Origin of the sequence: Haloferax gibbonsii ATCC 33959, from assembly GCF_000336775.1 — an archaeon.
GTDB classification, from domain to species: Archaea; Halobacteriota; Halobacteria; order Halobacteriales; family Haloferacaceae; genus Haloferax; species Haloferax gibbonsii.
The window spans coordinates 73,769-99,834 of record NZ_AOLJ01000019.1 but is presented as its reverse complement, the minus strand read 5'-3'; the positions used below and the strand labels follow the sequence as shown (position 1 = coordinate 99,834).

The following is a 26,066-nucleotide window of genomic DNA, read 5'->3' as shown; positions in this document are numbered from 1 at the left end:
CATCTTTTAGCCATCCGGTGTGCATACTACTACCATGAAATTCGTTATCGTTGGCTACGGCCGCGTGGGTTCACGGACCGCCCGCGTGCTCCGGGAGGAGGGCCACGACGTGACGGTCGTCGACAACAACGACAAGAAGGTCGACCGCGCCCGCGACGAGGGCTTCGAGGCGGTTCTCGGCGACGGCGGGACCGAGAGCGTCCTGCGGGAGGCGGGCGTCGAGGGCGCAGACGCCGTCGGCGGGCTGACCGGCGACCCGAACATCAACTTCGCGGCCTGCATGCTCGGAAAGGAGTACGACTGCCGGACGGTCATGCGCATCAGCGAGGACTACCGCCAGGAGATTTACGAGCGCTACGCCGACGACGTGGACGAGATTATCTACCCCGAACGCCTCGGCGCGGCCGGCGCGAAGACGGCGCTCCTCGGCGGCGACTTCAACGCCATCGGCGACCTCACCGACCAGCTCCGACTGACGACGGTAACCGTCCCCGACGGCGCACCCGTCGTCGGCGACCACGTCGCCAACATCGACCTCGGCGCGGACGGTCGCGTCTACGCCCACGGCCGGGAGCGCGAGCCGATGACGATTCCGCTTCCGGGGACCGTCGTCGAACCCGGCGACCAACTCGCGCTGCTCACGGAGCGAAACGCGTTGGAACGGGTTCGGTCGAAACTACTCGGCTGACGCCGCGCCGACGTTCGCCGGTCGAAAGGCTTCTCTGCGGTGTAATTTGTTTCGGAAAACAGCGCCGTGGTGGCGGCGCCGCATGTCGTACCGGGGGAACCAGAACGACGATGGTGGTGGTGGTTTTCGTGCCGGGCGCGCCGGTGGGAGGATGGGAACTGAGGCCGAGTGCGCGCCCCATACTCGGGTACGTACGGGGAACCTTAAATCTGCGTCAGACAGGGGTCACACGCTATCTACGTGCAATATCTGCTGTTATACCACTGCCGGGATTGCCGTTCGCCTCCCGCGTTCAGTAGACGAGTTTCCCCTCGACGAACTGGCGGACCCGGTCGTCGTCCGGCGACTCGAACACCTCGTCGGTCGGTCCCGATTCGATGCACGTCCCGCCGAGGATGACGGCCGTCCGGTCTGACACCCGCCGGGCCTGCTGCATGTCGTGAGTCGCGAGTGCGACGGCGATGCCGCGGTCCCGTGCCGCCCGCATCGCCGACTCGATGGCGGCGGTGTTCCGCGGGTCGAGGTTCGAGGTCGGTTCGTCCAGCAGTAACACGTCCGGGTCGGGTGCGAGCGCCCGCGCGATGGCGACGCGCTGGGCCTCGCCCGCCGACAGCGACCCGGCGTCGCGGTCGACCTTGTCGAACATCCCGACGGTCCGAAGCGCCTTTTCGACCGTGTCCGACGGCTCGTCGCGACCGAACAGCCCTTCGACCGCGTCGCGGATGCGAGCCGACCACGACCGGCGGACTCGGAGGCCGTAAGAGACGTTCTCTTCGACCGTCGTCGAGAAGAGACTCCGCGTCTGGAACGCCATCCCGATTCGCCGTCTGACCGCCAGTCGGCGCGCTTCGGGGAGGTCCCATACGTCGTCGCCGCCGACCTCGACCGTCCCCTCGTCGGGACGCTCGAACATGGCGAGCAGTCGGAAGAGCGTCGTCTTGCCCGTCCCCGAGGGACCGACGACGGCGAGAATCTCCCCCGGTTCGACGGCCAGCGAGATGTCTTCCAGCACCGCGCCGTTGCCGAAGCCGTGGCCGAGGTCGTGAGCCGCGAGTCGGGTCCCGCCGCGCCCCGCCCCGTTCGACGCCGGGTCGGGTGCGGTGGACCCGTCGGACTCGCCGACACCGGGCCCGCCGGTTCCGGGTCTCTCGGTCGTCATCGTCCCCTCCCGTTCCGTCCGGGGGTCCGGTCGCGGAAGCGCGCGCCGAGGGCGTTCACGCCGAGGACGAGCGCGAGCAGGATGGCTCCGAGCGCGATGCCCGTCTCGATGTTCCCCTTCCGCGCTTCGACGGTGATGGCCGTCGTGAGCGTCCGGGTGAACGACGTGCTGTCCGAGAAGACGATGTTGCCGCCGACGATGAGCACGGAGCCGACCTCGCTGATGGCGCGGCCGTAGGCGGCCAGAAGCGCCGTGACGATGCCGTAGCGCGCCTCGCGGACGACCAACAGGGCGACGTCGGTCGAGGTGCCGCCGGCGGCGAAGGCGGCGTCTCTGAGGTCCTGTGGAACCGACTGGACCGCCGACAGCGAGACGCTCACGAGGACGGGGAGCGCGAGGATGGTCTGCGAGAGAATCATCGCCTCGGGGGTAAACAGCAGGTCGAACGTCCCGAGCGGTCCCGAGCGGGACAGCGCCAAGAGGACGACGAGGCCGACGACGACGCTCGGAAAGCCCATCCCCGTCGAGATGACGGAGGTGACGACCGACTTCCCGTAGAAGTCGCGGAACCCGACCGCCAGCGAGATTGGGAGGCCGAGCGCGGCGCTCAGCGCGACCGCCGCGGTGCTCACGTACAGCGAGACGGCCGTGATGCTGACGAGGTAGGTGAGGTTCAGGTCGCCGAGGGCGAACACGGGCGGTGGTGGGGTCCGGTCGGACTAAAAGTCCTCGGGGACGTGCTGTGCCACCCACGACTCGAACTGGGCGTCGGAGACCGACGCCGACGACGAGGCGTTCTCCCCGCCGTCGTAGTTCTCGGGGACGTACTGGCCGAACTGCGGGTCCTCAGAGAGCGCGTTGGGGAAGAACAGCTGCGACCCGTTCGCCGTGTAGTTGCTGATCATCTCCTGTCCCTCGGGGCTCGTGAGGAAGCCGGCGTAGGCCATCGCCAGCGAGTAGTTCACGTCGGGGTACTTCGCGGGGTTGACCGGGATGACGCCGTAGGGGTTCTTCAGGATGGTCGGGCCACCCTTGAGCGGGCCCTGCACATGGATTTCGAGGTCGATGTTGTCCTGCGTCGCGAGGAACGTCCCGCGGTCGGCGAGCGTGTACGCGCCCGACTGGTCGGCCTGCACGAGCGTGTCGCCCATGCCCTTGCCGATTTCGCGGTACCACGTCCCCGACGGTTCGACGCCGGCGGCCTCCCAGATGAGGAGTTCCTTCTTGTTCGTCCCCGAGTCGTCGCCGCGGGAGACGAACGTCGCCTCGGCGTCCGCGATGGTCGCGAAGGCGTCGGCCGCGCTCGACATCCCCGAGATGCCGGCGGGGTCGTCGGCCGGGCCGACGACGACGAAGTCGTTGAACATCACGTCGCGGCGGTTGACGCCGTAGCCCTCTCGCAGGAACTCGTCTTCCGCGCCGCGGGCGTGGACGAGAATCACGTCCGCGTCGCCGTTCCGCGCCGTCTCGATGGCCGCGCCGGTCCCCTGCGAGATGGTCTTCACGCGGGCGTTGAACTTCTCTTCGAACACCGGGTTCAGCGCGTCGAGCAGGCCCGTGTCGTAGGTGCTCGTCGTCGTCGCCAGCGTCAGTTCCTGGGTCGCGCCGCTCCCGCTTTGGCTCCCCTGAGACTCCTCTGTGGTCCCGTTGTTCGCCTGCGGGGGATTCGCGTTCCCCGTGCATCCGCTCAGTCCGAGAACCGCGCCGACACCAGCAGCCTGTAAGAAACGCCGTCGCTCTATCGCCATGCATTGTGGTTCGCCGAACGCGGATTAACTGTTTCCCACGCAACGTAATCACAAACAATTTCAATACCAGAGAATCGTAACGGTTCGAGTCCGAAACCGGTTGCGTCGGATTCTTTTCGAGCCGTCCCGTGGTGACGGACATGAGTTGGGAGTCGCTTTTCGCTCGCGCCGCCGCCTACGAGACGACCGAAGCCGACATCACCGAGGCGCTCCGCGCCCGCCGAGGTGACGATGCCTGAGTCGGAGCCCTCGCCCGCGCGGGTCGTCGCCGACGCCGACGTGCTCGCGGCGGACCTCCTCGCCGACGGCCCCGCCAGAGCGGCGCTCGACCACCTCCGGCGGCACTCGTGGACGGCGCTCGTCGCCAGCGACCCGCTCCTCGACGACGCCGAGGCGGTCATCTCGTCGCTCGCGGACGCCGACCTCGCGGCCGACTGGCGCGAGAAGGTCGAGCCGTGGGCCGAACTCGTCTCCCACCCGGACGGCGACAACCCCGCGCTGGCGTCGGCCTACCGCGGCGGCGCGATGCACCTCCTCACGTTCGACGACCGCCTCAGTTCGGCGCAGGCGGGCGCGGCGCTCGGCGGTCGCTTCCCCGTCAGCGTCCGACACCCGAAGGCGTTCGCGACGCTGTTCGCGCCAGAGAGCCTCTACGTCGAGGTCGAAGACGGGTCGTACCCCGGCCCGGACCGCGACCCGCGGGCGTAGACGCCGGCAGCCCGCCCCGACTGCCGGCCCAACCGCCGGCTCAGTCGTTGAGGACGCGAGTCACCGCGAAGATGGCGAGAACGGTCACGAGACCGAAGGCGAGGGCGACGCCGAGGCTCCGGGAGGCGTCGCCGAAGAACACCGCGATGGCGGCGAAGACGGCGATGCCGTAGCCGCTCGCCGCGCCGGCGGCGACGACGTTCGCTCGGTTCATGCGTCTCCGTAGGCGCTCGCCGACCCTGAGTGTGAACCCCCGCGATTGTGGGGAGTGGCGGGGCCAGGGCCGGCTGTCAATCGGACGGAGCGCATGCAGTCGATACCGTTGGAGGGGTCGGTGACGAGTGGGAGGGGTTCGTCGCAGTCGGGGAACATCACGACTAGTGTGCCACCCCCGGACGTATCAACCTGTTTGCTCGCGAACCAGTTTTGACGTTAGTTCTCGTCTCCAGCGCTCCCGGCGCGCTCGACGGTACAGCCGAGCGATTCGAGTTTCGTCGCGGCCGCCGCCGCGTCGTCCTCCCGGACGAGCACGTGGTCGGTCGAGTACGCCGACAGCGCGAATATCGAGATGTCCTCCTCGGCGAGCGCGCCCGCCACCTGCGCCAGAAAGCCGACGAGTTCGAACGGCAGGACCATCTCGAAGGTGAGCCGCTTCCAGCCCCGCTCGACTTCGACGGCGGTCGCCTCGTCGACGCGCCCCTCTTCGACGACGACCGTCGTCTCGTTCTCGTCTCGAATCGTCGCGAAGGCGTCCGGGTCGCCCCGCTCGGCCTTGACGACCGCGTAGGTCGCCGCCGAGACGGTGACGGTCCCGCCCTCGAAGAAGTCGCTCGGGTCCATGCGGTTCGGGGTTGCGCCGGCGAAGTAAACGTAGCGGTCGGTGGGGTGGTCGGCGACGGCTCCCGTTCGCTCGGTTCGCCAGACGAGATTCGCCTCGCTACCGCTCGGCGAACTTCCGTCGGACGCTTCGCGCCCGACGACGTTTGCTTCGCTCACTCCGTTCGCTCAGCAAACTTCCGAAAATCGAAGATTTTCGACGAACTCCTCGCTATCGCTCGGCGTACCACGTCGCGAACTTCGCTAACGCCCGCCCGCGGTGGGAGATACCGTTCTTCTCCTCGGCGCTCAGCTCCGCGAACGTCGCGCCGTCGTGTTCGAAGATGGGGTCGTAGCCGAAGCCCCCCTCGCCGCGCGGCGGGACGATGCGACCGTTGACGCTCCCCGTAAAGAGCTTCACCGGGAGCGCCTCCGTCTCCTCCGCGTCTTGTTCCGCGCCGCGGGCGGCCGCCACGGTCCGGTCGTCGCGGTCTATCGGGTCCGGACTCGCCTCGAAGGCCTCGCCGTCGCAGTACGCGAGGACGCAGCGGAACGAGGCCCGACGGGGCTCGTCGAGTTCGGCCGCGGCCAGTCGGTGGACTGCCTCGACGCCGAGGGTGTCCTCGACGTACGAGGAGTACGGGCCGGGGAAGCCCTCGAAGCCGTCGATAAAGAGGCCGGCGTCGTCCACGAGCACCGGTTCGTCGGCGTAGCGGTAGGCCTCGCGCGCGCCGTGTGCCGCGATGGGGCCGAGTTCGGACGCCTGTACCTCGGTGTAGTCGAAGTCGAGTTGGGTCACGTCGTCGTCGAGGTACGAGAGCGCCTCGCGGACCTTCCCCGCGTTCGTGGTGACGTATCGGAGCATGCCCGCCCCTCCGCGGGCGGACGTGGAAAAGTCGTCGGTGTCGGTCGCTTCGCCTCAGTCGACGATGACTTCGACGGGGCCGTCGTCGGCCTCGGCCTCTTCTTCGGACTCCTCCGCCTTCTGGCGCTCGTTCCAGAGCAGGCCGCCGGCGACGAGGAGGACGACCCACGACCGCCAGCTCGCGAGGTTCAGGGTGTAGCCGATACCGAAGGGCTTCTCGACCAGCATGCCCTTACCGGGCTGCCAGTACGACGAGAGCAGTCGGCCGGCGCTCGGGCGCTCGAAGTTGTACGGGATGCCGAAAAGCGTTCCGCGCTGCGGTTTGTCTGCCATGTGAGACGAATACGCCGGCTCGGGATAAATCGTTTTGGCCTTCCGACGAGTTCGGCCGCGGCGACCTACCGGTACCGACCGCGGGATTCGACCTCTCGCAACCGGGCGATGACCTCCTCGGAGCCGACGGCCTCGTAGCCCGCTTCGAGCGCGTCGAGGAGGGGTTCGGCGTCGTCGGCGGTCCCCTCGACGCTCTGGGCGAAGACGTGGAGGTCCATCGCGTGGTCCTCGACGTGACCCGTGTGGAAGCCGAGGCCGAAGTCGATGAGGTACACGCGCGGTTCGCCGTCCGGTCCGGTTCCGACCCGAACGTTCCGCGTCGTCGGGTCGCCGTGGACGATACCCGCCTCGTGGAGGCGCGCGAGGTACTCGCCGACGACGCGGACGGCCTCGGGGTCGAGTCGCTCCGCGAGGTCCGCGTCGCCGACCCGCTGGAACGTGATAACGCCGTCGACGGGGTCCACGTCGCGGACGACGGGCGTCCGGACGCCGGCGCGCCGGGCGTCGCTCGTCAGCCGCGACTCGGCTTTCGTCCGCTCGCGGCGGAGTTTGTCGTCCAGTTCCGGGTGGCGGTACGTCTTCGGGACGCGCCGCTTGACGACCTCCTCGGAGCCGATGTCGACGGTCGCCTCGGCCCCGCGAATCGCGCCGTCGTCGGTGTAGGCGCGCGCGACCGACTCGTCCGCGCCGCGCCACGTCACGTCGACCTGGTCGGGACGGAAGTTCGGGTCCACGGTGGATTTCTCGACCGCGAGCGTGTCGCCCGCGGCGAGCATCCGCGCGCCGAGCACGGCTATCATGCCGGCGTTGTCGCGAAGGAACCGCGGCTCGGGCGCGTGGAACTTCGCGCCGCGCTGGTCGCACATCTCGGCGAGCATCTCGCGCAGGCGGGCGTTCTGGCCCACGCCGCCGCCGAGGACGAGTTCGTCCGTCCCCGTCAGCGACAGGGCGCGCTCGGCCACCTCGGTGAGCATGGCGAAGATGGTCTCCTGCAGGCCGGCGCAGATGTCGGGGACGGGCGTGCCCGCGTCCGCCTCGTCCTTCGCGGCGCTCATGATGCCGGAAAACGAGAAGTCCATTCCTTTGACGACATATGGCAGTTCGACGTACTCGCCGTCCTTCGCGGCCTCTTCGACTTTCGGGCCGCCGGGGTGGGTCCAGCCGACGTGGCGGGTGAACTTGTCGATGGCGTTGCCGACGCCGGTGTCCATCGTCTCGCCGAGGACGCGGTAGCGGCCGTTGTGATAGCCCAAGAGGTGGGCGTTCGCGCCCGAGGCGTTCAGACAGACCGGCGAGTCGAAGCCGGACTGGTAGCGGCCGATTTCGAGGTGCGCGACCATGTGGTTGACGCCGAGCAACGGCACGTCGAGCGTCTGGGCGACCGAGCGCGCCGCGGTGCCGACGATGCGGAGACACGGGCCGAGCCCGGGGCCGCGGGAGAAGGCGACGCCGTCGACGACGGGACCGTCGCCGTCGTGTCGCTCCGCGGCGTGCGCCAGTGCGGTCTCGACGACCTCGGGGATGGCGGTCCCCATGTGCTCTGCGGCCTCTCGCGGGTGGATGCCGCCGCTGTCGGGCTGGTACGGGTCAGATTCGATGAAGACGTGGTCGGCCGAGGGGTCCGGCGTCCGCCCGGTTCCGGAGCGGAGCGCGTCGGGGTCGTCGGTCTCGAAAACCGCGGCGCTCGCGGCCCACGCTGTACCTTCGATTCCGAGAATGCGCATCGAGTGTGAAGAAACGGCGGTTCGAAGCCGGGACTACGCCTCTTCGGCTTCGACTTCGGCGTCGGTGATCTTGTTGCGCTCGAGCATGTGCTCCTGCTCGACGTCGCGCGCGAACTCGGGGCTCTCGTAGACCTTCGCGTAGCCCGCGGTCTTGCGCATGCCGAACTTCGTGTCGAGCTCGTGGACGACGACCTCGTCGGAGTCCTTGTTCAGCTTGGCCGCGAGCGAGTCGCGAACCGACAGACGCGAGGGCGTCGCTTCCTCGTGGACGATCTCGAATCGAACGTCCGTCCGGTGCAACATGGGGTTCTCCTCCTCGGAGATGATTTCGATATCCATGGTTCAGTTACCAGTAATTCCCCCCGAAGCAAGTAAAAGGATTTCGAAGGGACGAGCGCGCCCGCGTCTCAGGCGTCGATGGGCGCGACCACGGCGTCGAAGTCGCCGTCGAACTGCGCGAGGAGGTCCCGCATCTCGGTCTTGGCCGCGTCGGTGACGGTCACGCGGACCATTCCCTCGTCGGGCTGGCCGTAGACGACGGTCGAGCCGACGGGCGCGGCGAGCACCGCCGGGAGCGTGGCGAGGTCCTCTTCGCCCTCGACGAGGAGCGTCGTCGGCTCGTCGGCGTCGAGCGCAGTCACGAGCGCGGCCACGAGGTCGACGGAGACGGTTCCCGGTTCGTTTTCGACCTCGACGAGACGGCCGGTCTCGACCGCCCGGCGAATCTCCTCGCCGACGGCCTCGCGCTTCGTCTTGCCGTCGATGACTGCCACGTCCGGCGGGCGACCGGCGCGGCGGAGGTGGAAGGTGACGACGTCGCCGACGGCGACGAGCGGCGCGTCCGCGTCCTCGCTGGATGCGTCTGCGAGGAGCTCGTCGGCCTCGGTGTACACCGGGCCGAACGGCTCTTTGAACGCCGCCCGAAGCGCCGTCGGCAGGGTGAGCATGCTCAGCGGACCTTAAGCGCGTAGCCGCCGGGTTCGGTGACGTTCATCTCGGTGGCGATTTCGCTGTCTTCGGGGTGGGTGATGACGACGTAACCCGCCCAGTCCTCGGTGAGACTGCTCGACCCGCAGTTCTCGCACGTCTGTTTGTCCGGGTCGTTGACGAAGTGGCACTCGCGGCAGGCGAGACGGGGCTTCGCCATCAGTTACCCTCCGCCGAGGCCTCGCTCTGCTGGCGCTTCGATTCGAGCCAGCCGTGCTTGCCGAGCCCCGGCTGTTTGGCCGTGAGGCCGATCTTCGAGTCGCGCGGGTTGCGCTCGTCGATGCTCTTGGTGACGATGCGTGCGCGAACCTCGTCGTCGACGGCGAGCGTCTGGTTGGACTCGGTCGACGCGAGCTGTTGGTTCTCGCCGTCGTAGGCGAGGTATTCGTCGGATATCTGCGAGACGTGGAGCAGCCCGTCGACCGGCCCGATGCCGACGAAGGCACCGAACTCGACGACTTCGACCACGATGCCGTCGACGACCTCCTGCATGTCGGGGTCGTAGGTGATGGCGTCGAAATCGGCCTCGTAGTAGACGCCGGGGCGGTTGGGCAGCACGGTGCCCTCGCCGATGTCGTTGACGTTCACGACGCTCACGACGCTCCCCACGTCCTCGTCCATCCGTCCTTCCAACTTGTCCTGCAACAGTCGCTTGACCCGCTCGGGCGTCACGTCGCCCAGGTGTCGGGGTGGGACTTCGACTGTATCTTTGAGTCGTACCCGTTTGTACATAGTTTCGTTAAGGTTCCGTGATTGCCAGCGTGGCGTGCCCCCGGATGCCGACGACGGGAATCCCGCAGTCGAGCACCCGGTCACGGAGGGGCTTGTCGTTCGTGACGACGTAGTCGACCTCGCCCGATTCGGCGAGTTCGACGACCGCGTCGTCGGCGTACGATTCCTCGGTTTCGACCGCCCGGCACCGGGTCGCCAGGTCCGCGCCCACGCTCGCCGCGACGCCTTCGGTCCCGCCGCCCGACGAGAGCTTCTCCAGCTCGTCGAGGACGGCCGTGGGGACCACGAGGTCCGCGTCGGCCGCGAGCAGCCGGTCGAGTTCGTCGAACACGCGAACGTCGAGTTCGACCGGCATCATGAGCGCGTTCGTGTCCATGACGACTACGGTGGCGGTCACGTCACTTGAGCGTCCCGATACCGATGAGCCGCCAGCGGGCGCCCACGCGGCGGTTGATGGCTATCTTCGCGCCTTCGGCGGCGCAGACGGGGCGCTTGAGCGAGACTTCCGCCTCGCCGCTTCGCGCGCTCGTCACCGCGCCGACGGTCGTCGCGGTGCCGACGGTGAGCATCAGGGGCTCGCCGGTGGATATCTCGTCGATACCCTCGTCTTCCTCGCCGCCGACGACGCGGTCGAGCAGTTCGACGTCCATGGTGAACTGCTCGCGCGTCGGCGGGAGCGTGCCGGGCTCGCCGGCGACCTGTCCCGCGAGCGCGTCGCCCTTCGTGAAGCTCGGGTCGAGACCGGTCCCGACGCCGCAGAGGCCGCCGGGCCGGACTTCGTCGACCATGTTGCCGCCCGCCTGCAGCGAGCGGACCTCGGTCGTGATGGAGCGCCATTCGGTCTGGCCCTCCTCGTCGACTTCGCGGCCGGGGCGGAGTTCGAGTTCGTCGCCCTCCTCGAGCTTGCCGGCGACGACGCTGCCGCCGATGACACCGCCCATGAGGCCGTCCCAGGTCGTCCCCGGGCGGTTGATGTCGAAGCTGCGCGCGACGAACATCCGGCTGTCTTCGGTCTCGTCGCGGTCGGGCGTCGGAATCTCCTCCTCGATGGCCTCGATGAGGAGGTCGAGGTTGACCTCCTGCTGGGCGCTGATGGGGACGATGGGCGCGTCTTCGGCCACCGTTCCCTCCACGAACTCCTTGATCTGTTCGTAGTTGTCGAGAGCGCGCTCGCGGTCGACGAGGTCGACCTTGTTCTGCGCGATGACGATGTTCTCGATGCCGATGATATCGAGCGCCATCAGGTGCTCCGCCGTCTGGGCCTGCGGCACGTCCTCGGTCGCGCTCACGAGCAGGATGGCGCCGTCCATGATGGCGGCACCAGAGAGCATGGTCGCCATGAGCGTCTCGTGGCCGGGCGCGTCGACGAACGAGACGGTGCGGCGCACTTCGGTCTCTTCGCCGTCTTCGGTCTCCTCTTCGACCGTGTAACACTCCGGCGCGTCAACGCCGGGAATCTGACGGAACGTCGCGTCGGCATACCCGAGTCGGATGGAGATTCCGCGCTTCATCTCCTCCGAGTGCTGGTCCGTCCACGAGCCGGACAACGCTTGAACGAGCGTCGTCTTTCCGTGGTCGACGTGACCGACGAGTCCGATGTTCACCTCCGGTTGTTGTGGGTTTTTCGTCACCATTGACCTCCTGAGAGTAATCTTGCGTGAACTTGGCTCCGAACGACTGATAAAGGTGCTGTTCTCGGACCGGGTCTGCTGTGGCTACGTCGGGCGGTCACACACCGCGCGCGGCGATTCAGCGGCGTCTCCCGCTCCCGGCGATGCCTCGAAAAATGGTTAGTCGTGCCCCCCAGCACGACGGTTCGTAGACCGATTCGAGTAACCCCTCGAACGGCTATCGGCTCCGGAATCCGTCGGTTATTCGACGCCCTTGACGAGCGAGCGAAGCTCGTCTCGGTAGGCGTCCGGCGTGAGTCCGAGGTCGATGTCGACCGAGACCTCGATGGCCTCGGTCGGCTCCTTGGTCACGCTGAGTTCGATGTTCTCGCCGGGGTGTGCGCCACCCGCGACGAGAATCGTCCCGTCGTGCTCCCAGACGGCCAGCATCCCGCTGACGTCGAACTCCTGTCCTTCGATTGTGAACTCCTTTTCGTCCGTGAACGGGAACGTAATCGTGTCGAAGGAAATCGTCGCCCCGTAGTCGGTAACGCGCGCCGAATCGCCGGTATCGACCGTCGTCGACCGGGTGTCGGTCTGTTCGATGTCCGTGACGCCAACGTCCGATAACTGCGTCTCGTAGTGTTTCCGCGCGTGCTTCTCGACCAAGTCGACGACCGTTCCGCGGACCGTCTCCGGGAGGTTCGACAGGCCCGGGTCGAGCGTCACGCGCGTCGCGAAGAACAGCGAGAACTGCCCCTCTGCCTGCCCGAGCGTCTTCTCTTTCAGCGTCTCCGAGAGGCCCATGTCTTCGTACACGACCGTCTCGAACGCCGCGGAGACGCTCGCCGGGCCGACCGACCGCTCGAACGCCGGGTCGAGGGAGTGTCCCCCGATGTACTCCCAGCCGCCGGCTTTGAGCGCCCCCTTCGGAACCTTCGGCGGTGCCCGCGCGGCGCTCGCGGTCGTTCCGGAACTACAGCCGGCGAGACCGGCGAGCCCCGCGCTGGCCGCGATACCGAGGTACGTTCTCCGTCTGATACTGTGGGTTGCGTTGTCTTCCCCCTTCATCGGTCAGTACTGCCCCGCTCTGTTTCAAATAGGTATCTCCCCGAGAATCAAATGCGAGAACACCGACACGACGGTCGACCGCTCTGAGAGCGAGCTTTTTGTCGCTCCGCCTCCGACCGTCTCGCGTGCCCGCTCCGGTGTCGTCGCCCTCGGAGTTCGCCTTCGAACTGGCGCTCTGCGCCCGGCTCGAACAGACGACAGACTGGCTGCCCGCGCGCCAACTCGGCGCGTCGGTCGCCTCGCCGGGGAGCCGCATCATCGACGTGTGCGCCGTCGTTCCGGGTCCGGAATTCGACGAACGCGCCCGCATCACCGACAGCGAGATTCCCGCAACGGCCATCGAGAGCGACGTGGGGGCCGGAAGCGCCGTCTTCTGGCGCGACGGCTTCGACTGCCACCCCGCCCGCGCCCGGCGGGCCACCGACCGCGCCGTCGAGGTCGGCTTCTTCGAGTCCGAGCGCCGACGGAGCCGAGAGTACGTCCGCCGCGCCGCCCGCTATCCCCACGACTGGTTCTCCCGGCTCGTCGGCATCGAGAACAAACCCGACCTCGGCAGTCCCGGCGACCTGCTCCGACAGCTCCGCCTCGACGTGAGTCTCGCGGTCTTCGACGAAGTGATTCTCTCGACTGAGAGCTACGTCACCGGCGCGCACCTCAACCGCATCCCCGGGGAAGTCGGCGTCTGGCGCTTCGACCCCGACACCGGCGACCGCGAGGTCGTCCGCGAGCCTCAGCCGCTCTCGCCCGGTTCGACCGGCGTCGAACCCACCGAGTACCACTCGCTACACACCGACGTGGCGCTCGTCTCGCCCGCCGAAAAGCGAACCGCCCGCCTCCGACTCGCCGAGCGCGCCTACGGAAAAGGGTGGCGCGCCTACGACCTCCCCGCCTGCGCCCACGCCCGCGCCGACGCCGACGGCCGCCCGACCTGCGCCCACTTCGACCGCGTGGTCGACCCCGGTTCCGAGTGCGGTGCCGACTGCTCGGCGTTCGAGGCGGCCGACCCGCCCGAACTTGACCGCGACGGCCTCCGCGAGTCGCGGACGGGCTGGGTCGCCGACCCGGCCGGGGCGGTTCGCAGACAGTCGGGACTCGACCGGTACTTCTGACTCGGCCGGTCTCTCGCCGGGTCGCTACTCGTTCCGCTCGTCGGAGTAGTGCCAGCCGAGCGTGGCGACGACGCCGAAACCGACGACGAACACCGCGCCTTCGACCCAGTTCGGCTCGCCGGACCACGAGGCAACGAGGTACCAGACGACGCCGGCGACGAGGGCCAGCGGCGTGCTGTATCGAAGCGCGTCGACGATATCGGACACGGCCGTCCCGACGCGCTCCGGCCGCAAAGTCGCATCGGACCGGCGCGTTCGCTCCCCGACTCTCACTCCGAGTCGGCCCGTCGCTCCATGTAGTTCCAGTAGGTCACGAGCGCGACGCCGATGACGATGACGAGGGCGAACTGCACGGCCGCCCCGAAGAAGTCGAGGCGGCCCGTGTCGACGTACGTCAGGATGAAGTTCGTTGCGGCCGCGACAAAGCCGGCTATTACGAGATACCTGAACGCCCTGTCTCCGGCAATAGTTCGCAGCTTCACAGTTCGTACACCTCGCCGTCGACCGCCAGCGGCTCTTCGAACGCCTCGTCGGCGGGGTAGTAGTGCGCCACGTGGACGAGGCGAGTCTCGTCGGCGTCGAGTTCCTCGCCGAGCGCGATGGCACCCTCGCGGGTCATGTGCTTCGTGCCGAAGGTCCGCGCGACCCCGTTTTCGTCGTAGTCGTCGCCGCCGATGGGGTGGTACTCGCAGACGGACGCGGGGACGATGGCCTCGGCGAGAAGCAGGTCGGGGTTCCGGAGCACGTCGCGGGACTCCTCGGGGATGGCGTAGGTGGTATCGCCCGAAAGCGAGAGCTTCGCGCCCGTCACGGGGTCCTCGATGGCGACGCCGTAGCAGACCAGCGGCGGGTGAACGACCGGCACGAACGTCACGTCGAGGCCGCAGGCGCGGAACGACTCGAACGGCGTCTGGTCTTCGACCGAGATGCGGTCGAGGTAGGAGAACTTCGAGCGAATCGCGTCGGCGACGCTCTCGCCCGTGACCGGGTCGACCTCGTCGGCGGCGTGGACCGCGAGGTCGTCGAGGAGGCGGTAGACGTTCCCGAGGCCGTCGAGGTGGTCGAAGTGGATGTGGGTGACTAAGGCCTCGTCCGGCAGCGGCACGTCCTGCGTGAGAAACTGGTGGCGGAAGTCGGGGCTGAAGTCGACGAGGAGCGACTCGCCGGTCCGCTCGTTCTGCACGTGGACAGAAAAGCGCGTCCGCTCGATGCCCCGCTCGCGGGCCGCGAGGCAGGTCTCGCAGTCGCAGCCGACGGTGGGCGTGCCGGTCGTGTCGCCGGTCCCGAGGAGGGTCACGCGCATCGACTCAACCACGGGGGCGGCGAGGTATAAACGTGGCCGACCGCGGCGAGTCAGGACCGGTATCTCTGCCGGAATTCGACCAGGGGGTGGAACGTCCCCGAGAGCGTCGCCGCTTCGAACCGGAAGTTCGCGGTAACCGTGCGCGGAACCGCCGAGACGAGCGCCTCGAATTCGACGGCCGGCGTTCGCGTTTCACCGCTCCGATTCGGCCACACCTCGTAGCCGAGCATCACCCGCCTCTCGCCTCCGTCGTTGTACCCAATTCCCGGGCTGATGTTCTCTCCCGACTCGACGCCGAGTCGCTCCCGCGCCGTCGCCATCGCCTCGGTTCCCGCGACGGTCCCGCCGACTCGCGTCACCCACGACGACGCCGGTTCTCGCTCGTATATCGGCTCTCTCGTCGTTCCCGACTCGTTCACGTGCTTGCGATAGCCGGTGCGTCGTCGAATCTCCGCGGCGTCCGGATAGTAGTCGTACTTCGAGGACGCTCGGTAGTCGCGCGAGATTGTAATCGGGTCCCCAGAGGCGGGCGCAGGATTCGGCTCAGGTTCGGGAAGGGGCGTCGCGGTGGACGGTTCGAGGTCCGATGTACACCCGGAGAGCGCCGTCAGAACCCCGCCCGCCGCAATCGTCCGAACGAATCGGCGTCTGCTGGAGGGCATCGGCTCGCCGTTTGCGGCCCACTAGTAAATGTTTTGTCAGAAAAGCGGAGTTACTGCGCCGCGCCGGCGTCTTTCTGCGTCTCGCCTTCGTGTTCGTCCGCGTGACCGTCGTGGTCGTGGTCGTGGTCGTGGTCGTGACCGTCGTTGGAGCCCGCGACGAGTTCCGACGAGTCGGACATCATGTCGAGGTTCTTCAGGTTGTCGCGCTCTTCGAAGTCGGCGACGGCCTCGAGCAGGTCGTCCTGCGTGAGTTCCATCCGCTCTTCGGTGAGCGCTTCGAGGACGGCCTCGCGGAGGACGAGTCGGAGGTCGGAGCCGGTGAGGCCCTCCGTCACGTCGGCGATGGCCGAGGGGTCGAACTCGTCGATGTCCATTCGGTTCGTGATGACCCGGAGGATGTCGGCGCGCATCCCGCGGTCCGGCTTGGGGAAGTTGACGATTTCGTCGAAGCGCCGCCACGCCGCCGAGTCGAGCTGGTCGGGGTGGTTGGTCGCGCCGATGAGGATGACCTCGTCGCGAATCAGCGAGATGTCGTCGATGCTCTTGAGCAGCGTGTTGACCGCGCGCTTGAGCGCCGCGTGCTCGTCCGACCGGCGGGTCTTCGCCACCGAGTCGAACTCGTCGATAAAGAGGATACACGGCGACAGCCGCTTTGCGACCTCGAAGGTCTTTTCGACGTTCTTGGCCGTCTCGCCGAGGTACTGGCTCGTAATCATCGAGAGCTTCACCTCGACGAACGGGAGGCCGAGCTCGTGGGCGAGCGCCCGCGAGACGGTGGTCTTGCCGGTCCCCGGCGGGCCGACGAAGAGGATTTTCCCGATTTCGCGGAGGCCGATGTCCGCGAGGTACTCGCGGTGCTCGATGGCCTTCATCAGCTTGTGAATCTCGCCTTCCTGGTCCGTCGTGAGCACGAGGTCGTCGAGGGTCATCTCGATTTCCTCGGGCGCGCGGACCTGCACGAGGTCGAGCATCTCGGCGTCGTCCTCGTCGTCGAAGTACTCGTCCAGCAGGCTGTCTATCCACACGCGGTCGGCGTGAATCGGCCGGGTCTGTTCTCTGGCGTCCGCGTGGGTCACGTCCACGTCGTCCCGGTCCTCGACCGACTTCGCGACCGTCGGATTCGTCACGAGCCGGTCGTAGTCGGCTCGTTTGACGAACCACTCCAGCGCCATCTCGGGCTGCGTCAGAGAGAGGCGGCCGGAGAAGTCCTCGCGCTGGGTGAACATGAGGTCGGAAATCGCGTCCCAGGGGTGTTCCACGCCGGTCGCCTTCCGCGCGACGGACTCGGTCACGACGAGCGGTCGCTCGATGCCGCCCATCGACGACTCGTCCTCGTCGCCGTCGTCCTCGGCGTCCGCCCAGAAGACGCGTCGATACCGCGGGGGAAGGTCGTTTTCGTCAAGCGTTCGGTCGTCGGTGTAGAGGTGGGCCGTCAGCAGAAACTCGACAACCTCGAGCGCCCGTTCACTCATCCCCCAGAAATTGCCCGGGGAGACGCATAAGAGCGTCGGAGCGCCGCCGCTGGTGCGCGCGGCCGAACTTCCCCGATGACAAGGAACTCGGCGCGACTCCGCCGCACAACGTTAATTTCAGAAAAACAATTCAAAAACATATTCGAAAATGGATTGATTACGCGATTATATTCCTTTCATATGCTTGTATATTGTCTCTTTCTTCAGAATACTCGGGGAAAATATCCTTTCTTAAACGATTAGGGTTTTATGGTTATCTTCCGCCACTGTGAGCCAAGATAGTGAAATGATATTCACGAATGGACCGAGATGCCCGCCCAAATGCGGTACATTCTCGACGAATAGCCGGTGGTGAATCGCGTGGCGAAACAAGTCCCGACGACCTGCATGCGCTGTGCCGTGGGCTGTGGACACGTCCACCTCGGCTCCGACACCTCGTACGGGCTGGAAGCGGTTCGGGGGGACCCTTCACACCCCGTGAACAACGGGCTGGCCTGCGGTCGCGGTATCCGCGAATCGGCCGACCCAGACGGGTCGTGGCTCACGCGACCGCTCGTCAGGGAGGACGGGGAGCTCCGGCAGACCTCGTGGTCTGACGCGCTCGCGCGCGTCGGCGACGCCATCACCGACGCGATGGCCGACGACCCCGACGAGGTCGCCGTCCTCGGCAGCGGCCAACAGACGAACGAGGCCGCCTACGCCCTCGGGAAGCTCGCCCGCGGCGGTATCGGTACCCGAAACTACGACGCGAACACGACGCTCTGCATGGCGAGCGCGGTCAAGGCCTACTACCGCGCCTTCGGGAGCGACGCGCCGCCGCCGACCTACGACGACATCCCCGAGGCCGAGACGCACCTCGTCTGGGGGGCGAACCCGGCAGTCGCCCACCCGGTGATGTTCCGGTGGATTCGGCAGTCGGCCGACGACGGCGACCTCGTCGTCGTCGACCCCGTCGAGACGAAGACCGCGGCGGTCGCCGACGACCACGTCGCCATCGACCCCGGCGGCGACCTCGCGCTGGCGCAGGCGGTCCTCGGTCACCTCGTCGAGACCGACCGCGTGGACGACGCGTTCGTCGAGGGGTACACGGAGGGCTTCGACCGCGTCGTCGACGAACTCCCCCCGGTCGAAGAGGCGGCGTCCGAGGCCGGCGTCTCGCTCGACGAAGTCGAGAAACTGGCGTCGCTCCTCGACGCCCCCACGCTCGTCTACTGGGGCATGGGCGTCAACCAGAGCGTCCGCGGCACCGCGACCGCCGGCGCGCTCGTGAACCTCTGTCTCGCCTCCGGGAACCTCGGCCCCGGCTCCGGCCCCTTCTCTCTCACCGGACAGGCGAACTCGATGGGCACTCGCGTCGTCTCCTCGAAGGGGACGTGGCCCGGCCACCGACCGTTCGAACACCCGGACCACCGCCGGACCGTCGCGGAGGCGTGGGGCGTGCCCGTCTCCCGCCTCCCCGACGACAACGGTCCCGGCCCGGTCGGGATGTTCGAGTCGTCGCCGTCGGTCGTCTGGACCGTCGCCACCAACCCGCTCGCCGGGTTCCCGGACGCGACGGCCGCCCGCGAGGTCCTCGAAGACTCCTTCCTCGTCGTGCAGGACGCCTTCCGGTCCGAGACCGTCGAACTCGCCGACGTGGTGCTCCCCGCGGCGACGTGGGGCGAGTCCGAGGGGACCACGATGAACATGGAGCGGACGGTCTCGCGGGTCCGCCCGGCCACCGAGACGCCGCCGGGCGTCAGGCAGGACCTCGACATCATCGCCGACGTTGCCGCCCGCGTCTCGCCCGGACTGCTCCCGAGACCGTCGGTCTCGCCGAGCGACGTGTTCGACGAGTTCGCCGCACTCACCGCGGGCACCGACGCCGACTGCTCGGGGCTCTCGTACACGCGACTCGACGGCGAGCGCGCCGTCCGCTGGCCCGCGCCGGACCCGACGAGCGAGGGCGGTTACCGCTACTACGACGACGCCGACGGGGAGTCCGACGACCCGACGTGGTCGTTCCCGACGCCGTCCGGGAAGGCGCAGTTCAGCGCGCTCTCGGGGTCGTCGCTCCCCGAACCCGCGGACGAGTCGTACCCGCTGACGCTCACGACCGGCCGCGAGGCGGACGGGTACAACACCGGGGTCCGCACGCGCAGCGACACGCCGGACGAGCCGGTCGCCCGCGCGCACCCCGACACAATCGACGCGCACCGCGACGCGGTCGCCGACCCCGAGGGCGACCGCCGAACCACCGTCGTCTCCCGTCGGGCGTCGGTCCCGGCGACGCTCGACCCCGACGACGCCGTCCCGCCGGGACTCGTCTGGCTCTCTATCCACCACCCGATGACTAACCGACTCACCAGCCCTGCGGTCGACCCGCAGTCGAACGAACCGAACTTCAAGCAGTGCGCCGTCCGCCTCGAACACCCCGAGACGACCGCGTCCACCGACCTCCTCGCGGCCGAGGTGAGCGACTGATGGCGCTCGTCGCCGCCGGCGGACGGCCCCGCGAACTCGAACGCGCCGCCGCCTGAGAATGGCCGACGAGTCGCACCCACACCTCGACACCGGCCGTGCGGGCATCATTCTCGCCGGCGGTCGGTCGACTCGATTCGGCGGCATCGACAAGGCGACGGCCACCGTCGGCGGCCAGCCCATGATTCACCGTGTCGCCGCCTCGCTCGACCCCGTCGTCGACGAACTCGTCGTCAACTGCCGCGCCGAACAGCGGGACGCGCTCGCCGGCGCGCTCTTGGACTTCGACGTCCGGTTCGCGGAGGACGCCCATCCCGACCGGGGGCCGGTCTTCGGCCTGCGAACCGCGCTGCGGGCGACGAGCGCCGAGTACGCGGCGGTCCTCCCGTGCGACATGCCGCTCGTCCCGAGCGGGTTCATCTCGCATCTCTTCGGCCGCCTGCAGGGCGGCGCGGGCGTCGTCCCGCGGGTCTCGGAGACGACCCAGCCGCTCCCCGCGGTCATCCACTGCCGCGCCGGCGAGGTCGCCTGCACCGACACCATCCGAGCCGGTGACGACCGCCTACAGGCCGTGATGTCCGCGCTCGACGTCACCGTCCTCGACGACCGCGAAGTGGAGGCTCACGCCGGAACGCACGCGTTTCACAACGTGAACTCCTTCGACGACTTGCGCGCGCTCACCGTTCGTCGGTGAACCGCGTTCGAGTCCCATACCACATTATCGTCCATTATGGTCTGTTTAGATTATCCAATAATCAACCGATTATCTGCGCAGATTATGACCTTATATTCGGAATATTCGGTTATAGAATGGACGAATACGCCTTAGAAGGCCTATTTCTAAAGATTCTCAACGAATACTCTTATCAACCTCTGTCGAGTCGTGTTATCACGAAACATGACCAAGTTCGCAAACAAACGCACAGGAATAGTGGATGATTGCCCACTGGTGGTCGGAAATGGCGAGTAAAAAGGAAGCGTGGAAGTCGGAGCTCTACGGCGACGCGGTCCGCGAGAAGATCGAGGAGTTCGCCGAGCAAGGCGTCGACGCCATCCCCGAAGACGAGCGCGACAAGTGGTTCACGCGCTTCAAGTTCTGGGGCGTCTTCCAGCAGCGGACGGGTCAGGACTCGTACTTCATGATGCGGCTGACGAACGCCAACGGCGTCCTCGAACCGGGGCAGCTCCGGGCCATCGGGGAGGTCGCGCGCGACTACGCGTCCGGGCCGGTCGAGAACCCCGAGTTCGGCGACGCCTGGTTGGACCTGACGACGCGCCAGTCGATTCAGCTCCACTGGCTCGAACTCGAGGACATCCCCGAGGTCTGGGAGAAGCTCGAAGCGGCGGGCGTCTCCTCGCGGTCCGCCGGCGGCGACACGATGCGGAACATCACCGGCTGTCCGGTCGCCGGCCGCGACAAACACGAACTCGTCGAGTCCCAGCCGCTCCTCGACCGCTTCCAGACCGAGCTCCGCGGGAACGACGCCCTGTCGAACATGCCGCGGAAGTTCAACATCAGCGTCACCGGCTGCCGGGAGGGCTGCGCGCAGGACTCGATAAACGACGTGGGGCTCGAACCCGCGAAGAAAGAAATCGACGGCGAGACGGTCACCGGCTTCAACGTCCGCGTCGGCGGCGGCCTCGGCTCCCGGAAGCCGCGCGTCGCCCGCGACCTCGACATCTTCGTCGCCGACGAAGAGCGCGCTTACGAGGTCGTCCGCGGTTTCGTCGAACTCTACCACGAACACGGTAACCGCGACGTTCGGGCCCGCGCCCGCAGTCGCTTCTTCGTGGACGAGTGGGGCACGGAGAAGATCCGCGACCTGCTCCAAGAGGAGTACGTCGACTTCGAACTCCGGTCTGCGGGCGAGAACATCCGCGACGAGTACACCTACAACGCGGGCCGCTCGGAGTCCGCCGGGAAACACGACCACGTCGGCGTCCACGAGCAGGCCAACGGCGACTACTACGTCGGCCTCAGCGTCGCGGTCGGCCGGCTCACGGCGTCCGACGCCATCGAACTGGCCGACATCGCCGACGAGTACGGCTCCGGCGAGGTCCGACTCACCCGCCGGCAGAACCCGCTTCTGATGGACGTGCCGGAGGAGAAGCTCGACGACCTGCTCGCCGAGCCGCTCCTCGGCAAGCACACGCCCGTCCCGAACCCGTTCCAGCGCGGCACGGTCGCCTGCACCGGCACGGAGTTCTGCTCGCTCGCGCTCACGGAGACGAAAGCCCGGACCGCCCGGATGCTCCGGTGGCTCCGCGACAACGTGGACGTGCCCGACGACGTGAGCCAACTGAAGATTCACTACTCCGGCTGTACCGCCGACTGCGGGCAGGCGAACACGGCCGACATCGGCCTGTTCGGCATGCGCGCCCAGAAGGACGGCGAGATGGTCGAGGCCATGGACATCGGCGTCGGCGGCGGCATCGGCGAGGAGCCGTCGTTCGTCGAGTGGGTTCGGCAGCGCATCCCGGCCGACGAGGTGCCGGGGGCAATCGCGTCGCTCGTGGAGGCGTTCGCGGAGCGCCGCGAGCCCGGACAGACGTTCCGCGAGTGGGTCGAAGCCGAGGGGACCGAGGCGGTCACCGAGTACTGTGTCCCCGAAGAGACGGACTTCGAAGCGCCGTACATGCACGACGCCAAGCAGTCGTGGTACCCGTTCGCCGAGGAGGAAGCGGAGGCCGAACAGCCGGTCACGAGCGACTGACCATGACCGAACGCATCGCATCCGACGACCCGGCGGACGCCGCCAGCGCCGACGACGTGCCCTTCGAGCACGCCTCGGCCGACGTCGCGCCGGAACTCTTCCCGGCGGAGCCAACGGTCGCCGACGCGGGTACCGGCGGAATCCCCGGTCGGCCGGACAGCGACTCCGCCACTCGTTCCTGACGCTCCGAGACTCGGTGCCGTCGTCTCCACTTTCACCGCTTTCTCGGCGTTTTTCGACCCGATAAACAACTCGTCACGACGAATAGTGAGTTCTAAACTATTTATGGTGTTCGAACCCCGATGATGTGCCATGCCAGAGCCAGTCATCGCGGCCGCGTACCGCACGCCGTTCGGCAAGGCGGGCGGCGTGTTCGAAGACGTTCGAAGCGAGGACCTCTCGGTCACGCTCATCGACCACATCCTCGACGAACACGACGTCGACCCCGACGACGTGGAAGACCTGATGTGGGGCGTCGCCCAACAGCGCACCGAACAGGACAACAACGTCGCTCGCGTCATCGCGCTCCTGTCGGACCTCGGCGAGGGGACGCCCGCGACGAGCATCAACCGCTGGTGCGCCTCCTCCATGCAGGCCATCATCTCCGCGTCCGACGCCATCGCCGCCGGCAACCGCGAGTGCATCGTCGCCGGCGGAGTCGAGAGCATGTCCCGCGTGCCGATGGACGGCGACTCCTACCAGCACCTCCACCCCGAACTGAGCGAGCAGTACAACATCTTCCAGTTGCAGATGGGGATGACCGCGGAGAAGGTCGCCGAGGAGTACGAGGTCTCCCGCGAGGCCCAAGACGAGTTCGCGTTCCGGAGCCACCAGCGCGCCGCCGACGCGACCGACTCGGGCCGGTTCGACGACGAAATCGTCCCGGTCGAGACGGACGACGGCGTCGTCACCGAGGACGAGGGCATCCGCCGCGACACCTCCATGGAGATTCTCGGCGGCCTCGACCCCGCCTTCTCCGGCGACGGCTCCGTCACCGCCGGCAACTCCTCGCAGATAACCGACGGCGCGGCCGCGGTCCTCGTCACCAGCCGCGAGTTCGCGGACGAACACGGCCTCGACGTGCTCGCCTCGGTCGGCACGAACAACGTCGCCGGCGTCGACCCGACGGTCATGGGCATCGGCCCGGTCCCGGCGACCCGCGGCCTCCTCGACCGCGCCGGCACCGATATCGACGACTACGGCCTCGTCGAAATCAACGAGGCGTTCGCCAGCCAGTGTGAGTACTCCCGCCGCGAACTCGGCATCGACGCGGACAAACTCAACGTCAACGGCGGCGCAATCGCCCTCGGCCACCCCCTCGGGGCCTCCGGCGCGCGCCTCCCCGTGACGCTCATCCACGAGATGCAGAAGCGCGACGTGGACCGCGGCCTCGCGTCGCTCTGCGTCGGCTTCGGTCAGGGCGCGGCAATCGAGTTCAGCAGGTAGGGTGGGAACTCGGCTGTTTTTTGGTCCAGATTTTTGCCGAGCGGAGCGAGGGAAAAAGGTGGCAGCGGTGCGGCAATCGAGTTCAGTCGGTAGGGCCGCCCTGCGTTTTTTATCCTGATTCGTCCCGGGAAGCGAGCGAAATTCGTGGACCGCGTGTCGGCGGTTCCCCGAACCGCCGACCTCGGCTATCGCTCACGAATATACGTGCGCCTTCCGTCACGTTCATACTCCGCAAGTCGAGAACAACGCGGTGATGAATCTCACGACGACCGTACTGTCGGGGGCCTTCGCGGCGCTGGCGGCCGCGGGGGCCGCCTCCGCGGGGTTCGTTCCGAGGCCCGACCTCGGCGCGCCCGTCTGGTACGTCCTCGTCGCGCTCACCGTCGGCTACTGGGCGGTGTTCGTCCGCTGGGCGCGGCGCTGACCGGCCGGAGACGGCGTGAAAATCGACGGGTCGCGGGCGGCGAGAGCCGCTACTCGGGGTTGACTAACTCTTCTGCGTCCCGGACGGCCTCGCGCTCGCCGATGATGGTGATGCGGTCGCCCTCCTGGAGCGTGAACTCCGCGTTGGGGACCGTCGTGTCGCCGTTCCGCGAGACGAGCGTGACGAGACAGCCGTCGGGCAGTTCGGGGCCGACTTCGCGGATGGTCCGGCCGATGAGTTTCTCGGCGGTGACCTCGACCTCCTGAACGTCGCCGGAGCGGCCGATTTCGCCCATCCAGTTCGACATCGACGGGCGCTCGATGTAGTTGTCGAGCGCCTGCGCCGTGGCGATGGTCGACGAGATGGTCCGGACGCCGAGTTCTTCGAACGCCTCGACGTTGTCGGGGTTGTTCGCCCGCGCGAGGACGCTCTCGGGTTCGAACTTCGAGTTCGCCAACTGCGCGACGAGCAGGTTCACGTCGTCGTCGCCGGTGGCGGCGACCACGAACTTGGCGTTCGCGGCCCCCGCGGAGCGTAAGACGCTCGTGTCGGCTCCGTCGCCGTGGTGGACGGTAAAGCCCATGTTCCGGGCCGTCTGGACTACTTCTTGGTCCTCTTCGATGAGGACCACGTTCTCTCCGCGGTCTGCGAGGCGTTCGGCGAGCGCACGGCCCACTTTCCCGCCTCCGATGATGAGTACACGCATTGGGATGACGTCGAGGTATTCTGCGATCTGACGAGCGAGGCCGGCCTCGAAGACGACGGTCGTCAGGATGACGAGAAAGACCGTGCCGACGAGAATCGAGGCGCTCTGGTTCAGCATTGCGGCCTGCTGGGCCATTCCTTCGGCCGCGAGCCGCGTCGCCTCCTCCTGGAGGGCGATGGCGAACAGCGAGGCCACGGACGCGGGGATGATGCCGCGCGGGCCGACGAAGCTCATGAAGAGCTTCTCTTCTCTCGTGAACCGGTCGCCGCGCGCCGAGATGAAGACCAACAGCGGTCGAATCACGAGCGCGACGGCGGCGACGACGGCGAGGCCGCCGACGCCGAGGTTCAGGAGGTTCTGGAAGTCCAACAGCGCCGCGAGGGCGATGAAGACGAACGACAGCACGAGCAGCGTGATGTCGCCTTTGAACGCCGAAATTTCCTCTTCGTACGGCACGTCTGCGTTGCCGAGGAGGATGCCGGCGGTCGCCACCGCCGCGATGCCGGCCTCCGTGGCGACGTAGTCGGCGGCCGCGTAGGACACGAGCGCGCCGGCGAGGACGAGCAGACGCGCGTTCTGCGGCGCGTTCCCCGGCGAGAGGTCGACGTACCGGAGCGCGTAGTACAGCGACCCGGCGACGATTGCGCCAACGACGACGCCGACGCCGAGTCGCTCGGCGAACAGCGTCACGAGAGCGTCGGGACTACTGACGCCTTCGAGGATTGCCTCGAAGATGACGACGGCGACGATGGCCGCCGTCACGTCGTTGACGATGCCCTCCGTGTCGAGCGCCGCGCCGACCCGGTCGCGGACCGGGACGACTTCGAGAATCGGCGCGATGACCGTCGGCCCGGTCGCGACGAGGAGCGCGCCGACGAGGAACGACACCGCCCACGGCGCGCCGAGCGCGTAGCGGACGACGACGCCCGTCGCGACGAACGCGATTATCGCCCCGACGGTGACGAGTCGGAACGTCGCGGCGGGCGCTTCCCGTAGCTTGTCGATTCGAAGGTGGAACGCGCCCTCGAACACGATGATAGCGACCGAGAGACCGACGATGGCCTGTAGTGCGTTCCCGAACGAGTCGGGAGAGATGACGCCGAGGACCTCCGGACCGAGCAGGATACCCGACGCGATGAGGAACACGACGCTGGGGACCTGAAACCGGTCCGAGAGCACCTGCGAGACCACGCCGATGCCGATTATCGCGGCGACGAGCGGGATGAGGTTGGCCCCTCCTGCTGCGGCCACTTATATCGCCTCCATTGATTCGGTCCATGTGACGACGGAAGATAAGTCCACACATCTCGGGCGGTATCTCCGCGGAGT

General features: G+C 67.6%; 30 protein-coding genes. 9 read left to right on the top strand and 21 right to left on the bottom strand.

Annotated elements, in window-relative coordinates; translation table 11 throughout:
- Window positions 1-34 precede the first annotated feature (34 nt).
- Window positions 35-688 carry a potassium channel family protein gene (locus C454_RS13045; RefSeq protein ID WP_004976381.1) on the top strand — a complete coding sequence of 218 codons (654 nt, stop codon included), beginning with the start codon at window positions 35-37 and terminating at the stop codon, window positions 686-688.
- A gap of 292 nt (window positions 689-980) precedes the next feature.
- Here the strand turns inward: C454_RS13045 and C454_RS13040 are convergent, their stop codons facing one another.
- From C454_RS13040 to C454_RS13030, 3 genes are read right to left on the bottom strand one after another with little or no spacing between them, the layout of a single operon-like run.
- Complete coding sequence (locus C454_RS13040; protein ID WP_004976380.1) at window positions 981-1,847, bottom strand: ABC transporter ATP-binding protein; 867 nt, start codon at window positions 1,845-1,847, stop codon at window positions 981-983.
- Window positions 1,844-2,542, bottom strand: a complete 699-nt coding sequence (locus C454_RS13035) for an ABC transporter permease (RefSeq protein WP_004976378.1) — start codon at window positions 2,540-2,542, stop codon at window positions 1,844-1,846. Before C454_RS13035 ends, C454_RS13040 begins: the two co-directional genes overlap by 4 nt.
- A 24-nt stretch (window positions 2,543-2,566) precedes the next feature.
- Window positions 2,567-3,595, bottom strand: coding sequence for a substrate-binding domain-containing protein (locus C454_RS13030; protein WP_004976377.1), 1,029 nt, complete (start codon window positions 3,593-3,595; stop codon window positions 2,567-2,569).
- A 231-nt stretch (window positions 3,596-3,826) separates the two neighbouring features.
- Here C454_RS13030 and C454_RS13025 point away from each other — a divergent pair, with 231 nt between their 5' ends.
- Window positions 3,827-4,303 carry a PIN domain-containing protein gene (locus tag C454_RS13025; protein ID WP_004976376.1) on the top strand — a complete coding sequence of 159 codons (477 nt, stop codon included), beginning with the start codon at window positions 3,827-3,829 and terminating at the stop codon, window positions 4,301-4,303.
- A gap of 40 nt (window positions 4,304-4,343) precedes the next feature.
- Here the strand turns inward: C454_RS13025 and C454_RS20785 are convergent, their stop codons facing one another.
- From C454_RS20785 to C454_RS12970, 12 genes are all read right to left on the bottom strand, one after another.
- Window positions 4,344-4,517 carry a hypothetical protein gene (locus C454_RS20785; protein WP_004976375.1) on the bottom strand — a complete coding sequence of 58 codons (174 nt, stop codon included), beginning with the start codon at window positions 4,515-4,517 and terminating at the stop codon, window positions 4,344-4,346.
- Between the two features lie 218 nt (window positions 4,518-4,735).
- Window positions 4,736-5,143, bottom strand: coding sequence for an ACT domain-containing protein (locus C454_RS13020; RefSeq protein WP_049905182.1), 408 nt, complete (start codon window positions 5,141-5,143; stop codon window positions 4,736-4,738).
- Between the two features lie 208 nt (window positions 5,144-5,351).
- Entirely contained in the window at window positions 5,352-5,984 is a 633-nt protein-coding gene (locus tag C454_RS13015) for a non-canonical purine NTP pyrophosphatase (protein ID WP_004976372.1), read from the bottom strand.
- 54 nt (window positions 5,985-6,038) lie between these two features.
- Complete coding sequence (locus C454_RS13010; protein ID WP_004976371.1) at window positions 6,039-6,317, bottom strand: DUF5808 domain-containing protein; 279 nt, start codon at window positions 6,315-6,317, stop codon at window positions 6,039-6,041.
- Window positions 6,318-6,382: 65 nt separating this feature from the next.
- On the bottom strand, window positions 6,383-8,041 hold the full coding sequence (locus tag C454_RS13005; protein WP_004976370.1) for a bifunctional N(6)-L-threonylcarbamoyladenine synthase/serine/threonine protein kinase: 1,659 nt from the start codon (window positions 8,039-8,041) through the stop codon (window positions 6,383-6,385).
- A gap of 33 nt (window positions 8,042-8,074) precedes the next feature.
- Window positions 8,075-8,380, bottom strand: a complete 306-nt coding sequence (locus C454_RS13000; protein WP_004976369.1) for a 30S ribosomal protein S24e — start codon at window positions 8,378-8,380, stop codon at window positions 8,075-8,077.
- A 68-nt stretch (window positions 8,381-8,448) separates the two neighbouring features.
- Window positions 8,449-8,988, bottom strand: a complete 540-nt coding sequence (locus C454_RS12995) for a GTP-dependent dephospho-CoA kinase family protein (protein WP_004976368.1) — start codon at window positions 8,986-8,988, stop codon at window positions 8,449-8,451.
- Between the two features lie 2 nt (window positions 8,989-8,990).
- Entirely contained in the window at window positions 8,991-9,188 is a 198-nt protein-coding gene (gene spt4, locus C454_RS12990) for a transcription elongation factor subunit Spt4 (protein WP_004041779.1), read from the bottom strand.
- Entirely contained in the window at window positions 9,188-9,760 is a 573-nt protein-coding gene (locus C454_RS12985) for a DNA-directed RNA polymerase (protein ID WP_004041780.1), read from the bottom strand. The genes spt4 and C454_RS12985 overlap by 1 nt, the downstream gene beginning before the upstream one ends.
- A gap of 7 nt (window positions 9,761-9,767) precedes the next feature.
- Window positions 9,768-10,136: a hypothetical protein gene (locus C454_RS12980; RefSeq protein ID WP_004062994.1), complete on the bottom strand. Its 369-nt coding sequence runs from the start codon at window positions 10,134-10,136 to the stop codon at window positions 9,768-9,770.
- A gap of 22 nt (window positions 10,137-10,158) precedes the next feature.
- Window positions 10,159-11,394 carry a translation initiation factor IF-2 subunit gamma gene (locus C454_RS12975; RefSeq protein WP_049905172.1) on the bottom strand — a complete coding sequence of 412 codons (1,236 nt, stop codon included), beginning with the start codon at window positions 11,392-11,394 and terminating at the stop codon, window positions 10,159-10,161.
- Window positions 11,395-11,631: 237 nt separating this feature from the next.
- Complete coding sequence (locus C454_RS12970; protein ID WP_004976366.1) at window positions 11,632-12,441, bottom strand: DUF6517 family protein; 810 nt, start codon at window positions 12,439-12,441, stop codon at window positions 11,632-11,634.
- Window positions 12,442-12,566: 125 nt separating this feature from the next.
- On the opposite strand from C454_RS12970, the gene C454_RS12965 reads away from it, so the two are divergent.
- On the top strand, window positions 12,567-13,550 hold the full coding sequence (locus C454_RS12965) for a DUF5787 family protein (RefSeq protein ID WP_193363461.1): 984 nt from the start codon (window positions 12,567-12,569) through the stop codon (window positions 13,548-13,550).
- 24 nt (window positions 13,551-13,574) lie between these two features.
- Here the strand turns inward: C454_RS12965 and C454_RS12960 are convergent, their stop codons facing one another.
- The 5 genes from C454_RS12960 to C454_RS12940 form a co-directional block, all read right to left on the bottom strand.
- Window positions 13,575-13,757, bottom strand: a complete 183-nt coding sequence (locus tag C454_RS12960; RefSeq protein ID WP_231608255.1) for a hypothetical protein — start codon at window positions 13,755-13,757, stop codon at window positions 13,575-13,577.
- Between the two features lie 62 nt (window positions 13,758-13,819).
- Window positions 13,820-14,032 (bottom strand): hypothetical protein, encoded by a 213-nt coding sequence (locus C454_RS12955; protein ID WP_004976361.1) that lies wholly within the window; start codon window positions 14,030-14,032, stop codon window positions 13,820-13,822.
- Window positions 14,029-14,853, bottom strand: coding sequence for an MBL fold metallo-hydrolase (locus C454_RS12950; RefSeq protein ID WP_004976360.1), 825 nt, complete (start codon window positions 14,851-14,853; stop codon window positions 14,029-14,031). Before C454_RS12950 ends, C454_RS12955 begins: the two co-directional genes overlap by 4 nt.
- Window positions 14,854-14,903: 50 nt before the next feature.
- On the bottom strand, window positions 14,904-15,515 hold the full coding sequence (locus tag C454_RS21040; protein WP_239639942.1) for a hypothetical protein: 612 nt from the start codon (window positions 15,513-15,515) through the stop codon (window positions 14,904-14,906).
- 50 nt (window positions 15,516-15,565) lie between these two features.
- Window positions 15,566-16,987, bottom strand: coding sequence for an ATP-binding protein (locus tag C454_RS12940; RefSeq protein ID WP_004976356.1), 1,422 nt, complete (start codon window positions 16,985-16,987; stop codon window positions 15,566-15,568).
- Between the two features lie 348 nt (window positions 16,988-17,335).
- On the opposite strand from C454_RS12940, the gene nasA reads away from it, so the two are divergent.
- The 6 genes from nasA (at window position 17,336) to C454_RS20780 (ending at window position 24,031) form a co-directional block, all read left to right on the top strand.
- Window positions 17,336-19,450, top strand: a complete 2,115-nt coding sequence (gene nasA / locus C454_RS12935) for an assimilatory nitrate reductase NasA (protein ID WP_199522922.1) — start codon at window positions 17,336-17,338, stop codon at window positions 19,448-19,450.
- A gap of 58 nt (window positions 19,451-19,508) precedes the next feature.
- On the top strand, window positions 19,509-20,141 hold the full coding sequence (locus tag C454_RS12930) for a molybdenum cofactor guanylyltransferase (protein WP_004976353.1): 633 nt from the start codon (window positions 19,509-19,511) through the stop codon (window positions 20,139-20,141).
- 265 nt (window positions 20,142-20,406) lie between these two features.
- Window positions 20,407-22,161, top strand: a complete 1,755-nt coding sequence (locus tag C454_RS12925; RefSeq protein ID WP_004976352.1) for a nitrite/sulfite reductase — start codon at window positions 20,407-20,409, stop codon at window positions 22,159-22,161.
- Between the two features lie 2 nt (window positions 22,162-22,163).
- Window positions 22,164-22,343: a hypothetical protein gene (locus C454_RS12920; protein WP_004976351.1), complete on the top strand. Its 180-nt coding sequence runs from the start codon at window positions 22,164-22,166 to the stop codon at window positions 22,341-22,343.
- A 130-nt stretch (window positions 22,344-22,473) separates the two neighbouring features.
- On the top strand, window positions 22,474-23,607 hold the full coding sequence (locus C454_RS12915; RefSeq protein WP_004976350.1) for a thiolase family protein: 1,134 nt from the start codon (window positions 22,474-22,476) through the stop codon (window positions 23,605-23,607).
- 253 nt (window positions 23,608-23,860) lie between these two features.
- On the top strand, window positions 23,861-24,031 hold the full coding sequence (locus C454_RS20780) for a hypothetical protein (RefSeq protein WP_004976349.1): 171 nt from the start codon (window positions 23,861-23,863) through the stop codon (window positions 24,029-24,031).
- Between the two features lie 49 nt (window positions 24,032-24,080).
- Here C454_RS20780 and C454_RS12910 read toward each other — a convergent pair whose 3' ends face one another.
- Window positions 24,081-25,988 (bottom strand): cation:proton antiporter domain-containing protein, encoded by a 1,908-nt coding sequence (locus C454_RS12910; protein WP_004976348.1) that lies wholly within the window; start codon window positions 25,986-25,988, stop codon window positions 24,081-24,083.
- Between the last annotated feature and the right edge of the window lie 78 nt (window positions 25,989-26,066).

Bases quoted from the DNA above. Each gene is read 5' to 3' on its own strand.
- C454_RS12950 (WP_004976360.1), bottom strand. From the start codon at position 14,853: ATGCGCGTGACCCTCCTCGGGACCGGCGACACGACCGGCACGCCCACC.
- C454_RS13000 (WP_004976369.1), bottom strand. From the start codon at position 8,380: ATGGATATCGAAATCATCTCCGAGGAGGAGAACCCCATGTTGCACCGG.
- C454_RS21040 (WP_239639942.1), bottom strand. From the start codon at position 15,515: ATGCCCTCCAGCAGACGCCGATTCGTTCGGACGATTGCGGCGGGCGGG.
- C454_RS13010 (WP_004976371.1), bottom strand. From the start codon at position 6,317: ATGGCAGACAAACCGCAGCGCGGAACGCTTTTCGGCATCCCGTACAAC.
- C454_RS12915 (WP_004976350.1), top strand. From the start codon at position 22,474: ATGCCAGAGCCAGTCATCGCGGCCGCGTACCGCACGCCGTTCGGCAAG.
- C454_RS20780 (WP_004976349.1), top strand. From the start codon at position 23,861: ATGAATCTCACGACGACCGTACTGTCGGGGGCCTTCGCGGCGCTGGCG.
- C454_RS12925 (WP_004976352.1), top strand. From the start codon at position 20,407: ATGGCGAGTAAAAAGGAAGCGTGGAAGTCGGAGCTCTACGGCGACGCG.
- C454_RS12985 (WP_004041780.1), bottom strand. From the start codon at position 9,760: ATGTACAAACGGGTACGACTCAAAGATACAGTCGAAGTCCCACCCCGA.
- C454_RS20785 (WP_004976375.1), bottom strand. From the start codon at position 4,517: ATGAACCGAGCGAACGTCGTCGCCGCCGGCGCGGCGAGCGGCTACGGC.
- C454_RS13020 (WP_049905182.1), bottom strand. From the start codon at position 5,143: ATGGACCCGAGCGACTTCTTCGAGGGCGGGACCGTCACCGTCTCGGCG.
- C454_RS13040 (WP_004976380.1), bottom strand. From the start codon at position 1,847: ATGACGACCGAGAGACCCGGAACCGGCGGGCCCGGTGTCGGCGAGTCC.
- C454_RS13045 (WP_004976381.1), top strand. From the start codon at position 35: ATGAAATTCGTTATCGTTGGCTACGGCCGCGTGGGTTCACGGACCGCC.
- spt4 (WP_004041779.1), bottom strand. From the start codon at position 9,188: ATGGCGAAGCCCCGTCTCGCCTGCCGCGAGTGCCACTTCGTCAACGAC.
- C454_RS12930 (WP_004976353.1), top strand. From the start codon at position 19,509: ATGGCCGACGAGTCGCACCCACACCTCGACACCGGCCGTGCGGGCATC.
- C454_RS12920 (WP_004976351.1), top strand. From the start codon at position 22,164: ATGACCGAACGCATCGCATCCGACGACCCGGCGGACGCCGCCAGCGCC.
- C454_RS13025 (WP_004976376.1), top strand. From the start codon at position 3,827: ATGCCTGAGTCGGAGCCCTCGCCCGCGCGGGTCGTCGCCGACGCCGAC.
- C454_RS13015 (WP_004976372.1), bottom strand. From the start codon at position 5,984: ATGCTCCGATACGTCACCACGAACGCGGGGAAGGTCCGCGAGGCGCTC.
- C454_RS12995 (WP_004976368.1), bottom strand. From the start codon at position 8,988: ATGCTCACCCTGCCGACGGCGCTTCGGGCGGCGTTCAAAGAGCCGTTC.
- C454_RS12970 (WP_004976366.1), bottom strand. From the start codon at position 12,441: ATGAAGGGGGAAGACAACGCAACCCACAGTATCAGACGGAGAACGTAC.
- C454_RS13005 (WP_004976370.1), bottom strand. From the start codon at position 8,041: ATGCGCATTCTCGGAATCGAAGGTACAGCGTGGGCCGCGAGCGCCGCG.
- C454_RS12975 (WP_049905172.1), bottom strand. From the start codon at position 11,394: ATGGTGACGAAAAACCCACAACAACCGGAGGTGAACATCGGACTCGTC.
- C454_RS12940 (WP_004976356.1), bottom strand. From the start codon at position 16,987: ATGAGTGAACGGGCGCTCGAGGTTGTCGAGTTTCTGCTGACGGCCCAC.
- C454_RS12980 (WP_004062994.1), bottom strand. From the start codon at position 10,136: ATGGACACGAACGCGCTCATGATGCCGGTCGAACTCGACGTTCGCGTG.
- C454_RS13030 (WP_004976377.1), bottom strand. From the start codon at position 3,595: ATGGCGATAGAGCGACGGCGTTTCTTACAGGCTGCTGGTGTCGGCGCG.